Source organism: Microvirga tunisiensis (assembly GCF_009296175.1).
GTDB classification, from domain to species: Bacteria; Pseudomonadota; Alphaproteobacteria; order Rhizobiales; family Beijerinckiaceae; genus Microvirga; species Microvirga tunisiensis.
Window position 1 is genome coordinate 1 of sequence record NZ_VOSK01000150.1, and the last position, 15773, is coordinate 15773.

The window sequence follows — 15773 nt, forward strand, 5'->3', positions numbered from 1 at the left end:
AGGTCGATGCCGATGGTGGCGATGGCCTCAGTCGCGGTCTGCTGTGTCATGACATGGCTCCTTCGCTGCGGGACAATCCCGTGCCCCCATGCTCCACCCGGGAGCACGGCCGGTCCATGCCATTAGGCGCTTCATATCGTCCTCCACGTCCGCTGGCGTGAAAAAGAAACGTCTCCCGTCAATGTTCCCGGGAATGTCGGACGAGCCTCCCGGAACGAGGATGCTCTTCCTTCTTGGCCTTAAACGAGGGACGTTCAGGCCACATTCGCCATCGCTCTTTCAAGGACCGTGAACACGCGCTCATTCGTGCACTGGGCCACGTTGAAACGCATGGAGTCCGTGGCCGTTTGCGAGGGGCTGAAGACGTTGCCGGGCGCGAGCACGACACCCTCGTTCAGGGCGCCGCGAGCCACGTCGGCGGCATCCAGGCGAGCCGGCAGCCGGCACCAGACGAACATTCCCGCGTTGGGCTCCAACCAAGGCTCAATGCCGAGCGCCCGCAAGCGCCGGATGGTATCTGCCCTTGCCTTGGCGAGGCGAACGCGCAGCGTTTCCAAGTATTTGCGATAGGTGCTGCTGCCGAGAACATTGACAACGAGGTCCTGTGACAGCGGGCTGCTCGCAAAGCCGGTGGCGATCCTCAGATCCGTCAGCTTGTCGATCCAGTCCGGTCTTGCGGCGATGTAGCCGCAGCGGAACGAGGCCGAGAGCGTTTTGGAGAAGCTCCCGATGCGCACGACGTGCTCGAGGCCATCGAGAGCCGCCAGGCGCGGTGCCGGTTCGATCTCGAAATCGGCAAAGATATCATCCTCGACGACGATCACCCCATGGGCTTCGACAAGCTTCAGGATTTTGTGAGCTGTCGTCGCCTTGAGCGAGGCACCTGTCGGATTGTGGAGACCGGAGTTGGTGATGTAGAGGCGCGGTCGGTGCTCGGTGAGGGCCTGTTCAAAGCGCTCGATGTCCGGCCCCTCCAGGGTATAGGGAATGCCGACGATCTTCGCCTGATGCGCGCGCAGAAGGGCGAGGAAATTGAAGTAGCAGGGGTCGTCGACTAGCACCGCATCGCCCGGCTGGAGCAGGAGCCGGCACACGAGATCGATCGCCTGCGTGCCCGATTCCGTCAGCAGGACCTGATCGGGGCCGACATGAAATCCCTGCTCGGCCATGCGCCGCGATAGGAATTGGCGCAGCGGCGCGAGCCCGAGCGGCGGTCCGTAATCCGTGAGTTTCGGATGTTCCGTGGTTCGCGCAAGATTGCGAAGAGCGCGGCGGATGTCCTCCTCGGGCATCCAGTCGCTCGGAAGCCAGCCGCAGCCGGGCTTCAGCATCCCCTGCCCCGCCTCCAGAGATTGCCGGGAGACCCAGAAGGGATCGATGGCACGGTCGAGCCGAGGTGCAAGCTCTGCAAGCGACAGGGGAGCCAGCGGCGCGGCGCTGTAGAAGCCCGAACCCGGTCGGGAGCGGATGACACCTTCCGCCGCCAGCCGATCATACGCTTCGACCACAGTGGATTTAGACACCTGCATATTCGCCGCGACGGAGCGGATCGAAGGCAGCTTCGCGCCCGGCGTCAGCGACCGATTGGTGATCTGCGCGCGGATCATCTGCATGACGTGCTCCACCCGCGTTCCGCTCGAGCGATGCGGTCCGAGATCATCCACTGTACGGTACCTTTCTCCATGACAGTTCAATCAAACCGTATCGCACCGTACCTGGAAAAGCCATGCCGTCCGGTCGAGAACAACTCCATCGGGGGGCTCGGACATGGACCGGACGAAGGAAGGCTGGATCAGTGGCTTTGTGGGTGTCCTGATCTTCAGCGGATCGCTGCCGGCAACGCGCGTAGCCGTCGCGGATTTCGATCCGCTGTTCCTGACCCTGGCCCGGGCTTGCATCGCCGGGGCGCTGGGAGCGATCTTGCTCCTGATCCTTCGCCAGAAGCGCCCCGACCGCGCCGACCTCCCTTCACTTGGGATCGTCTCTCTGGGCGTCGTCATCGGCTTTCCGCTCCTGACGGCCCTGGCGCTTCGTCACATCACATCTGCCCATTCGATCGTCTTCATCGGCCTTCTGCCCCTCACCACCGCGATCTTCGGCGTTATGCGTGGCGGTGAGCGGCCGCACCCGGCCTTCTGGATCTTCTCGGGCCTGGGAGGGTGCCTCGTGGCAGGGTTCTCCCTGCGCCACGGCTATTCGGCATCGCCGACCGGAGATCTCCTCATGCTGGGGGCAATCCTTCTGTGCGGTCTCGGCTATGCGGAGGGCGCAAAGCTTTCGCGACGGCTCGGCGGCTGGCAGGTGATTTCCTGGGCCCTCGTCCTCTCCCTGCCGGTCACGGCACCGATGACCCTTCTCGCATGGCCGCCGTCATTGAGCGGGATCGCCCTGCCTGCATGGCTGGGGCTGGCCTATGTCTCCCTGTTCTCCATGCTGATCGGCTTCGTGTTCTGGTATCGCGGTCTCGCCCTCGGCGGTATCGCGGGTGTGGGACAGTTGCAGCTGCTGCAACCCTTCTTCGGCCTGACCTTGTCCGCCGTGCTTCTGCATGAAGCCGTCGCCTGGCCGATGATCGCCGTCACCGTCGGCGTGATCCTCTGCGTGGCTGGTGCCAAGCATTTCGCCAAATCGGATGGAAAAGGCGTCGCGCTCATTGCCGAAGCCGAAGCGGGCCCTCGATCCTGAACGTCTGAGTCAATCCGTCGTCACGGCCGTCTCGATGTCGGACGGGTCGATCTCCCGGTTGAGGCCGGCATTGAGTTTCTCGCGATCGAGTTCGCCCTCCCACCAGGCCACAACGACAGTCGCGACACCGTTGCCGATGATATTGGTGAGCGCGCGCACCTCGCTCATGAACTTGTCGATGCCGAGGATGATGGCCATTCCAGGCACAAGGGCCGGGTTCACCACGGCCAAGGTCGCTGCGAGCGTGATGAAGCCGGCGCCTGTGACCCCGCTGGCACCTTTCGAGGTGAGCAGCGCCACGAGCAGGATCGTGAACTGCTGACTGAGGGTGAGGTCGTAGCCCAGGGCCTGCGCGATGAACAGGGTCGCAAGCGTCATGTAGATGTTGGTGCCGTCGAGATTGAAGGAATAGCCGGTAGGCACCACGAGACCTACGACTGACTTGGAGCAGCCGAGGCGTTCGAGCTTTTCCATGAGCTGCGGCAAGGCGCTCTCGGACGAGCTGGTGCCGAGCACGATCAGAAGCTCGTCCTTGATGTAGCCGAGGAACTTGAAGATGCTGAAGCCGGCGATCCGGGCAATGGTGCCGAGCACGACGAACACGAAGAGAGCCGCCGTGGCATAGAAGGTCACGATGAGACCGAAGAGATTGCCCAGGGCCGAGGGGCCATAGCGGCCAATGGTAAAGGCCATGGCCCCGAAGGCGCCGACGGGCGCCGCCTTCATGACGATGGCGATGACCCCGAACATGGCATGAGCCACATCATCGATGAGATTGCGAACGGTCGTGCCGCGGTCGCCGAGCACCAAAAGCGCGAAGCCGAAGAGGATCGCGAACAGCAGGACCTGAAGGATGTCGCCCTGTGCGAAAGCCCCGACGACGCTGTCGGGGATGATATGCAGGACGAAGTCCACCGGCTTCTGCTCGGCAGCCTGCTTGGCATAACCGGCGACGGCCGCAGGATCCGGGTTGCCGGCGAAGCCCGCGCCCGGCTTCACGAGGTTGCCGACGAGAAGGCCGATGATAAGGGCGAAGGTCGAGACGACCTCGAAATAGACCAAGGCCTTGATGCCGACGCGCCCCACCTTCTTGGCGTCCTGAATGTGGGCGATGCCGGAGACCACGGTGCAGAAGATGTCGGAGCGATGACCATCTTGATCAGCTTGATGAAACCGTCGCCGAGGGCCTTGATCCAGTCGTTCTTGGCCAGATCCGGGAACAGCCACCCCACCAAAATGCCGAGGAAGATGGCGATCAGAACCTGGATATAGAGAACTTTATACCAGGGTTTCTTGCGAGACCGCGAAGCTTCGAGTTCGTCCCTCATTGCGACGCTGGTCATCGCCGCCTCCTCACAGGCCAAGGGCGTGGGGGGCCGCCGTCCTGAAACGATACGGCCAAGACCTCGTCACAGGTCCTGGCTGGTTAATCCCTAGAGCTCGCCTTGGGTCCACGCGAATTTGCGGACCAGGAGCATCGCCTTCGGGGCGCTCCTGGCTGCCCCTGCTTCGGAGGCAATGCACAGCGTCCAGGTATCAGTCGGCCGGATCCTCGGGGTTCCTCGCTTGCAACCCAAGCTTGGTGCGGTTCCGGCCTTGCCGTTTGGCGGTGTACAAGGCGCGGTCTGCTCGACTGAGGATGGAGTTCCGGCTCTCTCGCGGCTGGGCTTCGACAAGGCCAGCGCTGAAGGAATGGGATTGAGTGACCTCACCGTCCTGAAGCTTTCCCTCCGCGCATCCCTGCCTGATCTGTTCAATGATACGGGCAGCATCGATGAGGCTCGTGTTCGGCAGAATGAGCAAGAACTCTTCGCCCCCCAAACGTCCGATGGCATCATGCGTACCGAGTTTCGCGCGGGAGGCAGAGCCAAAATGCCGGAGAACCGCATCGCCCGCATTGTGGCCATGCGTGTCGTTGATGGCCTTGAACCTGTCAATATCGATCATGGCGACGCATAGACTGGATCCGGACGCTGCATTTGCGGCCAGGGCGTCATCCAGCAGTTCCAGTACATGGCGCCGGTTCGGCAGCCCGGTGAGTAGATCGGTCCGTGACGCAAGGACGGCTTCGTTGTGTGCCTGGCGCAGCGTTCTCTCATTGTGCTTGAGCGCCGTGATGTCGGCCCCGACTGTAAGAACCCAGCCGTTTGGAAGGATCGTGTGATCCATCCAGAACCACCTTCCGTCCAGGAAATCGGTTTCGAAGGACTTGCGTGGCACGCTTCGGCGCCGGAGCAAGGTTCTTGCAATCAGAGCCTCGACATCACCGTCATCGATCCTCACCCCGACTCCGTGCTTAGCACCGTAGCGAAGGATTTCCGTGAACGTGAACGGCCCCTCATATCCCTTCAGGAAAATGCTCTGATAGGTCTTGTTGGCATATCGAAGGTTGTCTTCTGCATCATAGATGGAGACCGCTTGGCCGCTCTCGTTGAGCGCTTCCACCAAGCACCGGAGGGTCTCATCATCAAGCTTTGAAACAAAAGGACTCATCAGATATTTCAGGCGGAGCAAGATAAAGCACCCTACCCGTAACAGTATCGAACCGCAAATTCGCAATATTCCGGGATAAAGGGACCGCCTACACAGCGGATGAATGGACCAGCAGTCGCAGCCAGGAACGGCTCAACAGTCGGAGAAAGGCCTCACATCTGCTGTAGTTCACAGGTCCTACAAGATATTCTTGTCCAGGAGCCTCAGGGTTCGTCCGGACGGTCACTCTTAAATAGGGTCGATGCCCACATTCCTGGCACCCCTGGCTACCAATGGCGTCCCGCATGTCCTCGGGGTTCTTTTGTCGGCACGCTTCTGGATCCGATCATCCCGCCGCGGCCTGAACAGAACGGCTGGCCGCTCCTGAAGTGAGCTGGCCAGCCGCTGTAAGGTCAAACCGCAACCGCCTGATTCGACGAACTTTTCGCAGGTCGCCCGTTCAGATGTGGACCACGCGGTCATAGGCATCCAGGACACTCTCGTGCATGGTCTCGGACAGCGTCGGATGCGGGAAGACGGCGTGGATCAGATCCTCTTCCGTGGTCTCCAGGTTCATGGCGATCACGAAGCCCTGGATCAACTCGGTCACTTCCGCGCCGACCATATGCGCGCCGAGAAGCTGTCCGGTCTTCTTGTCGAAGATCGTCTTCACGAGGCCGTCCGGCTCGCCGAGCGCAATCGCCTTGCCGTTGCCGATGAAGGGGAAGCGGCCGACTCGGACGTCGTAACCCTGCTCCTTGGCCTTGGCCTCGGTGAGACCGACGGAGGCGATCTGAGGATTGCAATAGGTGCAGCCCGGGATCTTGGCCTTGTCCATGGCGTGCGCGTGCAGGCCCTTGATGGTTTCGACGCAGATTACGCCTTCGTGCTCCGCCTTGTGCGCCAGCATGGGCGGGCCCGCGACGTCGCCGATGGCAAAGATGCCTGGCACGTTGGTGCGGCCGAGACCGTCCGTGACGACGACGCCGCGCTCGATCTTCACCCCGAGCTTCTCGAGACCCAGATTCTCGATATTGCCGACGACGCCGACGGCCGAGATCATCCGCTCGGCGGTGATCGTCTGCGTGCCGCCTTTGCCGTCGTCGATGGTCGCGGTGATGGAGTTCGCGCCCTTCTCGACCTTCGTGACCTTGGCGCCCGAAAGGATCTTCATGCCCAGTTTCTCGAAGCGCTTGCGGGCTAAAGCCGCAATCTCCGCATCCTCGACCGGCAGGATCTGCGGCATGACCTCGACCACGGTCACCTCCGCGCCCATGGTGCGGTAGAACGAGGCGAACTCGATCCCGATGGCGCCGGAGCCCATGACGATGAGCGACTTCGGCATGCTGGGCGGCACCATGGCCTCGAAATAGGTCCAGATCAGCTTGCCGTCCGGCTCGATGCCGGGCAGCGCACGTGGACGTGCGCCGGTGGCGACGATGATGTTCTTGGCCTGATAGGTGCCGGGCTCCAGCACGCCCTTCGGCACCGGGTTCTGCGGCTGCATGGCGGGCTTTTTCGGCGCCGTGACCACGACCTCGCCGGGCTTGGAGATGCTGGCCTCGCCCCAGATCACGTCGACCTTGTTCTTCTTGAGCAGCATGCCGACGCCGCCGTTGAGACGGCCCGAGACGCCGCGCGAGCGGTTGACGATGGCGGCTGCGTCGAAGCCGATGCCCTGCGCGGACAGGCCGTAATCCTTGGCATGCTCCATGTAGTGGTAGATATCGGCCGAACGCAGCAGCGCCTTGGTCGGAATGCAGCCCCAGTTGAGACAGATACCGCCGAGGTGTTCGCGCTCCACGACCGCGGTCTTGAACCCGAGCTGCGCCGCGCGGATCGCGGCCACATAGCCCCCCGGTCCGCCGCCGATGACGATGATGTCGTATTGGTTTGCCATGGTGCTAATTCCCCTGCGCGTACTGCGCGATTCCGTGACCGAAGGACCAGTTTTCCTTTTCGACTTCGATCAGGTTGATGAACACGTCCTCAGGGCGAAGGCCGGGCTCCGACCTCAGTCTTTCGGCGATCCGTTTGAAGAGTGCCTTCTTCTGATCGACGGTCCGTGTGTTGCTGACTGTGATCTGGATGATGACGAGATCGCCGCTTCGCTCGATGCCGAGATAATTCGCACCATAGAAGAAGTTGTCGTCGTCGTGCTCGCTGATCGTGACGAACAGGTCGTCCTCAGGAACGTTGAAGGTCTCACGGAGCGCAAGATAGATCCCGTCGGCCAGCGCCTTGCGATAGGCGGAGGACTTCCCCTGTCTGAGCGAGATGCGGATGAGCGGCATGGAGCCTCCCTATCGGCCAACAGTGAATGGCCGGGACGAACCCGGCCATGATGTCGATCAAACCAGCATTCCCATCGGGCTTTCGATGAGCTGCTTGAAGGCCGCCAGAAGTTCCGCGCCGAGCGCGCCGTCGACCACACGGTGATCGCAGGAAAGCGTCACGGTCATGGCCTGCACGACGGCGGGTGCGCCGTTCTTCACCACGACCCGGTTCTCGCCGGCGCCGACCGCAAGGATCGTCCCCTGGGGTGGGTTGATGACGGCCTGGAAGTTCTTGATGCCGAACATGCCGAGATTCGAGACCGCCGTGGAGCCGCCCTGGTATTCCTCCGGCTTCAGGCGGCGTGTGCGGGCGCGGCCCGCCATGTCCTTCACCTCTGCCGAGATGGCCGTGAGCGTCTTCTGCTCGGCCTTGCGCACGACCGGCGTGAACAAGCCGCCCTCAATGGCGACGGCCACGCCGACATCCGAATGCTTCATCTTCAGGATGCGGTCCTCGGCCCAGACCGCGTTGGCGGCGGGCACGCGCTGGAGCGCGATGGCCAGCGCCTTGATGACGAAGTCGTTGACCGAGAGCTTGTAGGCTGGCTTACCGTCCTTGTCCTTGCCGGCGGCCGTGTTGATCTGCTCACGCAGCGCCATGAGCGCGTCGAGCTCGCAATCCAGCGACAGGTAGAAATGCGGCACCGTCTGCTTCGACTCGACCAGGCGCTTGGCGATGGTCTTGCGCATGCCGTCGAGGGGCACTTCCTCGTAAGAACCGGCTTCGAACATGGCCTTGACCTGATCGGCCGAAGCGCTCTGAGCAAGCTGCGGCGCTGCGGGCTTGCCAGCCGGTGCAGGAGCCGCTGCTGCAGCCGGAGCGGCCGCAGGCTTTGCACCACCGCCCTGGAGAGCGGCACGCACATCCTTCTCGACGACACGGCCATGCGGACCCGAGCCCTGAACCGAAGCGATGTCGATGCCGGCTTCCTTCGCGATGCGCTTGGCGAGCGGCGAGGCGAAGACGCGGTTGCCGGCGGCCTGCCCTGCCCCATCGGGCTTTGCGCCTTGCGCGGGACCGGCGGGAGCCTGATCGACGCGCGCATAACCCATATGGGCCGAAGCATCGCCCGGGATGGCATTGGCCTGCGGCTGAGGCGCTGCGGCGGGAGCAGCCGGCGCGGCTTCCGCCTTTGGCGCGGACGGCGGAGCGGCACCGCCTGCGGCGGGAGCGGTCACGCTCTTCGGGTCCTCGCCCTCGCCGGCGATCAGCGCAATGAGCTGGTTGACGGGCACGTCGGCGGTTCCCTCGGGAACGACGATTTTGGCGAGAATGCCTTCGTCGACGGCTTCCACTTCCATGGTGGCCTTGTCGGTCTCAATCTCGGCGATGACGTCGCCGGACTTCACCGTGTCGCCTTCCTTCTTCAGCCACTTGGCAAGGTTGCCCTTTTCCATGGTGGGAGACAGGGCGGGCATCAGGATATTGATGGGCATGGCGTTTTACGATCCTGACTGAATTGTTAGTTGAGAGCCTGCGTCGAGCCGGGATCGCTCGGATCGTCCAGCTCGGCCTGAATGCCGGCAGTGATCTCGGCGAGAGCCTCCTCTTCGGAGAACTCGGTTTCCATGGCGTAGACGCGCGCGGCGTGACGGGCGAGATCCACCAGGAGCACGCCCCAGGTGAACGGATCGTCGAAGGCGCGGCGCAGCGCGATGCTCACCGCCCCGTCGACCACCGAAGCCCTCAGGATCTCGACGCCGCCCTTTTCGAGGACGTCCGGCGGAACGTTGAGGGCTTCGAATTTCCGTTCAGTCATGATGTCACCTGTAGCAAACGGCCTTCGCCGCCTGCACGACTTCGGCCACGGACGGGAGCGCGAGCTTCTCGAGGTTGGCCGCATAAGGCATCGGCACATCCTTGCCGGTCACGCGGGCCACGGGTGCGTCGAGATAGTCGAACGCGTTCTCCATGATGCGCATGGCGATCTCGGCACCGACGCCCGATTGCGGATAGCCCTCTTCCACCGTGACGCAACGGCCCGTCTTCATGACCGAGGCGACGATGGTGTCGGTGTCCATCGGGCGGATCGTGCACAGGTCGATGACCTCGGCCTCGATGCCTTCCTTCGCAAGTTCCTCGGCGGCCTTGAGCGCATAGGTCATGCCGATCGAGAAGGACACGATGGTGACGTCCTTGCCCTGGCGATGAATGCGCGCCTTGCCGATCGGAACCGCGAAATCGTCGAGCTTCGGCACCGGGAAGGACTGGCCGTAGAGAATCTCGTTCTCCAGGAAGACCACCGGATTCGGATCGCGGATGGCGCTCTTGAGGAGGCCCTTCGCGTCGGATGCCGTGTAGGGAGAGACCACCTTCAGGCCCGGGATCTGCGAGTACCAGGCTGCGAAGTCCTGGCTGTGCTGCGCGCCCACGCGGGCCGCAGCGCCGTTCGGGCCGCGGAACACGATGGGGGCACCGAGCTGTCCACCGGACATGTAGAGGGTTTTCGCCGCCGAGTTGATGATCTGGTCGATCGCCTGCATGGCGAAGTTGAAGGTCATGAACTCGACGACGGGGCGCAGGCCCGTGAACGCTGCGCCGACACCGACACCGGCAAAGCCGTGCTCCGTGATGGGCGTGTCGATCACGCGCTTGGCGCCGAATTCCTGCAACAGGCCTTGCGTGACCTTGTAGGCACCCTGGTACTCGGCGACCTCCTCACCCATGACGAAGACGTTGCCGTCCTTGCGCATCTCCTCGGCCATGGCGTCGCGAAGCGCCTCGCGAACGGTCATCGAGACCATTTCGGTCCCTTCCGGGATCTCGGCCATGGCATCGTGTGCGGTGCGCGTTTGGATCACGTACGGCGCCCCCGGTTCTGCGACCGGGGTAGCGTCCGTGCCGGGGATCGAATCGGGCGAAGGCCGATCCGCCAACCCTTCCCGCTCCATGTCGGGAGTTGGGGCAGGCTGGGCTTCCGGCTTCGGAGCGGCCGGTGCCTTGGCCGAAGAAGCGGCGGTGGACACGTCCTCGCCCTCACCGGCGAGAATCGCGATAGGGGTGTTTACAGCGACATTGTCGGTACCGTCGGAGACGAGAATCTTGGCGAGGACGCCCTCATCGATTGCCTCGACCTCCATCGTTGCCTTGTCGGTCTCGATCTCGGCCAGCACGTCACCGGGCTTGACCTGATCGCCTTCTTTTTTCAGCCACTTGGCCAGTTTGCCCTGCTCCATGGTGGGCGAGAGGGCAGGCATGAGAATATCGATCGCCATTAAAAGACTCGTTTCGATTGTCGCAGCGGCGAGATTCGGGGAAAGACGGCGCCAACGCGCCGCTTACAGGAGGATATCCGTGTAGAGCTCGGCCGGATCGGGCTCCGGATCGTGCGTGGCGAACTCGGCCGCCTCGTTGACGATCTCGCGCACCTTGCTGTCGATGGCCTTGAGCTCATCTTCTGACAGCTTCCAGCTCTCCAGCAGACGACGACGCACCTGCTCGATCGGATCGTACTCCTCGCGCATGCGAGTCACTTCGTCCTTCGTGCGGTACTTCGCCGGGTCGGACATGGAGTGCCCGCGATAGCGGTAGGTCTGCATTTCGAGGATGTATGGGCCCTTGCCGGAGCGGGCATGTTCGATGGCGCGCTGACCGGCAGCGTAGACCGCGCGGACGTCCATGCCGTCCACCTGATCGCCCGGAATGCCGAAGGACAGGCCGCGCTTCGAAAAGTCCGTCTGCGCCGACGCACGCGTCACAGCCGTGCCCATGGCGTAGCGGTTGTTCTCGATCACGTAGACAACGGGCAGCTTCCAGAGCGCCGCCATGTTGAAGCTCTCATAGACCTGACCCTGGTTGGCAGCGCCGTCGCCGAAATAGGTCAGGCAGACGTTGCCGTTCTCGCGGTAATGGTTTGCGAAGGCGATGCCGGTGCCGAGCGACACCTGCGCGCCGACAATGCCGTGGCCCCCATAGAAATGTTTCTCCTTGGAGAACATGTGCATGGAGCCGCCCTTGCCCTTCGACAGGCCGCCGCGGCGTCCCGTCAACTCGGCCATGACGCCCTTCGCGTCCATGCCGCAGGCAAGCATGTGACCGTGATCGCGGTAGCCGGTGATCACCTGGTCGCCCTCTTTCGTCGCCAGCTGCATGCCGATGACGACAGCCTCCTGGCCGATGTAGAGGTGGCAGAAACCGCCGATCAGGCCCATGCCGTACATCTGGCCGGACTTCTCTTCGAAGCGCCGGATCAGAAGCATATCGTTGTAGGCCGACAGGTCCTGGTTCTTGTCGAATTGTGGGGTGTTGGGGGCAGCTCCGCGATTGGAGCCTTTGCTGGAAGTAGTCTTGTTAGCCGTGCCTGTACCGGCACGGCCCGCCTTGCGGGCAGCAACAGCCATCGGGTCCTCCGAAGGGTTTCCTCGACGAAAGTTGTAGCGCAGTCGGAATCGGAAATCGAGTAGGTCAAAAGGCGTTTTGCAGTGCACAATGAAATGTGCAAAGCATTGAAGTAAATGCCTTATTTGAAATTAACTGGAATTGAGTTAAGCAGAACTTTTAAGTTATTGTTAATTATGGTCCCGTGATGATCACAAGGTCGTTCTTGTGTACACGTCCTAACATTACGCGCGCTCTCTCCTCGAGCAGATCGCGGTCGATCTGATCGCTCCGAAGCAGCGCGATGCGACGTTCCCAGTCGGAGCGCTGGGTCCTTAAACCCTCGAACTCGGCGGAAAGTTCGGCAACCTGCGCTTCATACTTTTGTTGGGCCTCGATGCCGCGTGCGCCGCTATGGGCGTGATGCACGAAGTAAGCGGCGACAGCCGCCGAGGTGCCGTAGAGCACCAGCGGAATCAGAAATCGTCGTGCGCGTCTGCGGATAACCATAGGGTCGAGTCTTACGTCGACATGGTTAAGGAGAGGTTAGAGATTGAGTATTGGGTTCACCAGAACGCACATGTCATGACCGGCCCTGTGCCGGTAATCCCGGTTGCATGAAGCGCAGCGCGTTTCTGAAACGAGATGGCCGACATAGGGCCGGCCATGACGAGAGGGTGGATGTGAACGTGCGCTCTATCGTGATCAGGCCAGCGCTTTCAGCGCCGTACGCCCGGCATATCTTGCCTGCGGACCAAGCTCCTCCTCGATGCGGATGAGCTGGTTGTACTTGGCCAGTCTGTCCGAACGGGCAAGAGAGCCGGTCTTGATCTGTCCGCAGTTCGTCGCCACCGCGAGATCCGCGATGGTGGAATCCTCCGTCTCGCCCGAGCGGTGGGACATGACGGCGGTGTAGCCGGCGCGGTGGGCCATGTCCACGGCGGCGAGGGTCTCGGTGAGCGAGCCGATCTGGTTCACCTTGACCAGCAGCGAGTTGGCGACGCCCTTCTGGATGCCCTGCGAAAGACGCTCCACATTGGTGACGAAGAGGTCGTCGCCCACGAGCTGGCACTTGTTGCCGATGAGGTCGGTCACGGCCTTCCAACCCTCCCAATCGTCCTCCGACATGCCGTCCTCGATGGTGGCGATGGGATAGGCGGAGACCAGTTTTGCCAGATACTCGGCCTGCTGCTGCGGGTTCAGCTTCTGGCCGGTCCCTTCGTAGTGGTAGACGCCGTCCTTGAAGAACTCGGTGGCGGCGCAGTCGAGGCCGATCACCATGTCCTGGCCCGGCTTGTAACCGGCCTGCTCGATGGACTTCATGATGAAGTCGAGGGCGGCCTCCGCGGAGGGAAGGTTCGGGGCGAAGCCGCCCTCGTCGCCCACATTGGTATTGTGGCCGGTGTCCTTCAGGGCCTTCTTCAGGGTGTGGAACACCTCGGCGCCCATACGCACGGCTTCGGACAGCGTCGGCGCGCCGACCGGCAGGATCATGAATTCCTGGAAGTCGATCGGGTTGTCCGCATGCGCGCCGCCGTTGATGATGTTCATCATCGGGACCGGCAGAACGCGCGCCTGGGTGCCGCCCACATAGCGGTAGAGAGGCAGAGCCGCGGCATCGGCGGCGGCTTTGGCAACTGCCAGCGAAACGCCCAGGATGGCGTTGGCGCCGAGGCGGGCCTTGTTTGGAGTGCCGTCGAGCTCGATCATGGTCTCGTCGATGGCGACCTGTTCTTCCGCATCCATGCCGCCGATGGCATCCAGGATCTCGTTATTGACCGCATCGACGGCCTTGAGCACGCCCTTGCCGAGATAGACCGACTTGTCGCCGTCGCGCAATTCGACCGCCTCGTGAGCGCCCGTGGAGGCGCCGGAGGGCACGGCGGCGCGGCCCATGGAGCCGTCTTCGAGGGTCACATCCACCTCGACCGTGGGATTGCCCCGGCTGTCGAGAATCTGGCGGGCGAAAACGTCGATAATCGCTGTCATTGAGCAGGCTCCTGCTGGCTGAAGTGCGGCCGATGCCGCCCATGCGACGGGTGCGGCCTCAAGTCATGAATTGGCTTATTGACCGAAATGACCATGTGAGCAAGGACGGCAAGAGCTTTCCCCCACCCAATCCAAGGTCAATGCCCCATGACGGAAACCAGCCTTCAGCTCGGCCACGCCAGCGCCCAGCCCCAATCCCCCGAGGAAGCGCAGCTCGATCGGGTGCCGAACCCGCATCAGGACACCGATTACCTCGCCCGTTTCACCGTGCCGGAATTCACGTCGCTCTGCCCAGTCACGGGCCAGCCAGACTTCGCAATTCTGGTGATCGACTACGTGCCGGGGCCGTGGCTCGTCGAATCCAAGTCGCTCAAGCTCTACATGCACAGCTTTCGCAACCACGGCGCGTTCCATGAGGATTGCACTGTGGCCATCGGCAAGCGTCTCGCCGACCTGCTGGAGCCTCGTTATCTGCGGATCGGCGGTTATTGGTACCCGCGCGGAGGCATCCCCATCGACGTGTTCTGGCAGACCGGCGAGTTGCCGAAGAACCTGTGGCTGCCTGACCAGGGCGTGGCTCCCTACCGCGCCCGCTGACCGACAGGCTTCGTCAAGGCGAACGAAGCGGTCAGGCCGACGCCAACGATGATCAGGGCGGCGATGCCCGTCGCCCCGGTCAGCCCGACAGTGCGCAGGCCGAAGCCCATCAGCACGACGCCTAGCGCTTGGCCACAGAAGAACGAGAAGGCGTGAAGAGCGACCGCTGAGGCGCGCGCGCCGGGGGCCACCTCCGTTACCTGGGCCTGGAAAGTGTTGTGGAGCATGTAGAAGCCGAGGCCCATGAGCAGCAGGGCGATCGCGTCGAGCTTCCAGTCTCCGCCCAATCCCAGAACGACCAGCGCAGCGCCGGCAAAGAAACCGCCGCCCAGGAGGATTTTGCCAATGCCGAGCCGCCTCAGCATCTAGGTCACGAGGGCGGAATAGATCAGGCCGCCGATGGCGAAACCGCCGATGGCGAAGCCGGCCTCAGCCGCCCCGCTCCTCGAGCAGCGGCGCCACATACGGGAAGATGCCGAAGATCGCGATGGCCTCGACGAAGACGAGACTGAAGAGCGTCAGCGCACGCGGATTGGATAGAATGTCTCGGTAGCGCAAGAGCGCGCTCTGCAGGTCGAACTTGCCACCCGGCAATGCACCCCGGAAGCCAATGACGGTGGCTGCCAGAGCAAGGGCCACCATGACGGTGGAGAGGGTGAACACGCCCCGCCAGCCGATCAACTCCGCTAGGAGCCCGGCAAAGGACGATCCAGCCAGCTGTCCGATGATCACAGCGACCAGATAGCGGCTCAAGGCGATCTGGCGCCGGGCCATCTCGACCCGATCGCCGATCAGCGCGATGGAGAGCGGCACCGCTCCGCCGGCGGCGGCACCGGCAATGATGCGAAGGGTGAACAGGGTTTCGGCATTGGGAGCGAAGATGGAGCAGGCCAAGGCAAGGAAGAGCAGCGCCAGCGCCACCTTCATGACGCGCTCCTTGCCGAGCGCATCGCCGATGGGACCCAGCACCGGCTGAATGAAGGCATAGGGCAGCGCGAAGGCGGCCGACAGAAGTGCGATGGTCTGCGGGGTGGAGCCCAGGTCCCGGGCGATGATTCCGACCATCGGTTCGACCGCGCGGCCGGAGAAAGTGCTCGCAAAGCCGCTGGTGGCGAGGATCAGGTTGCGGGAAGACATGGCATCCTAACGATTGAGGCCGTGAAGAGAGCATTCGCTCCTTATCACGGCCTCATTGCAACACGAGGAACAGGAATGCAGACCTGCCCTCCTCAAAAGACATGGACGCAGCCTAGTACTACAGCCGGGGCTTGTGCGTTGTCTTAGACACGGAGGTGTCGCGCCATGACAGACGCAAGCGAGGCCCACCGCTGGGCCGATCAGTTGGACGATCTCGTCACCCGCATTGCTCCCCGCTT

General features: G+C 62.8%; 14 protein-coding genes and 1 pseudogene. 2 read left to right on the plus strand and 13 right to left on the minus strand.

What is annotated here, in order from left to right:
• Positions 1-254 precede the first annotated feature (254 nt).
• A complete protein-coding gene (locus FS320_RS25970) occupies positions 255-1613 on the minus strand; it encodes an aminotransferase-like domain-containing protein (RefSeq protein WP_152714809.1) in 1359 nt (452 codons plus the stop codon).
• A gap of 154 nt (positions 1614-1767) precedes the next feature.
• On the opposite strand from FS320_RS25970, the gene FS320_RS25975 reads away from it, so the two are divergent.
• The gene (locus tag FS320_RS25975) at positions 1768-2685 is read left to right on the plus strand and encodes a DMT family transporter (RefSeq protein ID WP_152714811.1); all 918 of its coding nucleotides are present in this window, start codon (positions 1768-1770) and stop codon (positions 2683-2685) included.
• Between the two features lie 9 nt (positions 2686-2694).
• Here FS320_RS25975 and FS320_RS25980 read toward each other — a convergent pair.
• The 10 genes and pseudogenes from FS320_RS25980 to eno form a co-directional block, all read right to left on the minus strand.
• Positions 2695-4028, minus strand: a pseudogene (locus tag FS320_RS25980) (dicarboxylate/amino acid:cation symporter).
• 193 nt (positions 4029-4221) lie between these two features.
• Positions 4222-5178, minus strand: a complete 957-nt coding sequence (locus FS320_RS25985) for a sensor domain-containing diguanylate cyclase (RefSeq protein ID WP_152714813.1) — start codon at positions 5176-5178, stop codon at positions 4222-4224.
• A gap of 439 nt (positions 5179-5617) precedes the next feature.
• The gene (gene lpdA, locus FS320_RS25990; protein ID WP_152714815.1) at positions 5618-7057 is read right to left on the minus strand and encodes a dihydrolipoyl dehydrogenase; all 1440 of its coding nucleotides are present in this window, start codon (positions 7055-7057) and stop codon (positions 5618-5620) included.
• A 4-nt stretch (positions 7058-7061) separates the two neighbouring features.
• Positions 7062-7451, minus strand: coding sequence for a tautomerase family protein (locus FS320_RS25995; protein ID WP_152714817.1), 390 nt, complete (start codon positions 7449-7451; stop codon positions 7062-7064).
• A gap of 57 nt (positions 7452-7508) precedes the next feature.
• A complete protein-coding gene (locus tag FS320_RS26000) occupies positions 7509-8930 on the minus strand; it encodes a pyruvate dehydrogenase complex dihydrolipoamide acetyltransferase (RefSeq protein ID WP_152714819.1) in 1422 nt (473 codons plus the stop codon).
• A gap of 26 nt (positions 8931-8956) precedes the next feature.
• A complete protein-coding gene (locus tag FS320_RS26005; RefSeq protein WP_152714821.1) occupies positions 8957-9253 on the minus strand; it encodes a DUF5076 domain-containing protein in 297 nt (98 codons plus the stop codon).
• 4 nt (positions 9254-9257) lie between these two features.
• The gene (locus tag FS320_RS26010; protein WP_152714823.1) at positions 9258-10709 is read right to left on the minus strand and encodes a pyruvate dehydrogenase complex E1 component subunit beta; all 1452 of its coding nucleotides are present in this window, start codon (positions 10707-10709) and stop codon (positions 9258-9260) included.
• 63 nt (positions 10710-10772) lie between these two features.
• Positions 10773-11834, minus strand: coding sequence for a pyruvate dehydrogenase (acetyl-transferring) E1 component subunit alpha (gene pdhA, locus FS320_RS26015; RefSeq protein WP_152714825.1), 1062 nt, complete (start codon positions 11832-11834; stop codon positions 10773-10775).
• A 172-nt stretch (positions 11835-12006) separates the two neighbouring features.
• Positions 12007-12321, minus strand: a complete 315-nt coding sequence (locus tag FS320_RS26020) for an FtsB family cell division protein (RefSeq protein ID WP_152714827.1) — start codon at positions 12319-12321, stop codon at positions 12007-12009.
• A gap of 195 nt (positions 12322-12516) precedes the next feature.
• The gene (eno, locus tag FS320_RS26025; protein WP_152714829.1) at positions 12517-13800 is read right to left on the minus strand and encodes a phosphopyruvate hydratase; all 1284 of its coding nucleotides are present in this window, start codon (positions 13798-13800) and stop codon (positions 12517-12519) included.
• Between the two features lie 147 nt (positions 13801-13947).
• Between eno and queF the strand changes: the two genes are divergently transcribed.
• Positions 13948-14397, plus strand: a complete 450-nt coding sequence (gene queF, locus FS320_RS26030) for a preQ(1) synthase (protein ID WP_152714831.1) — start codon at positions 13948-13950, stop codon at positions 14395-14397.
• On the opposite strand, the gene FS320_RS50285 is transcribed toward queF, so the two are convergent.
• Together FS320_RS50285 and FS320_RS50290 are read right to left on the minus strand one after the other, a co-directional pair.
• Positions 14382-14762, minus strand: a complete 381-nt coding sequence (locus FS320_RS50285) for an MFS transporter (RefSeq protein ID WP_338105491.1) — start codon at positions 14760-14762, stop codon at positions 14382-14384. The two genes, queF and FS320_RS50285, sit on opposite strands and share 16 nt — an antisense overlap.
• A gap of 64 nt (positions 14763-14826) precedes the next feature.
• The gene (locus FS320_RS50290) at positions 14827-15534 is read right to left on the minus strand and encodes an MFS transporter (RefSeq protein WP_338105493.1); all 708 of its coding nucleotides are present in this window, start codon (positions 15532-15534) and stop codon (positions 14827-14829) included.
• Between the last annotated feature and the right edge of the window lie 239 nt (positions 15535-15773).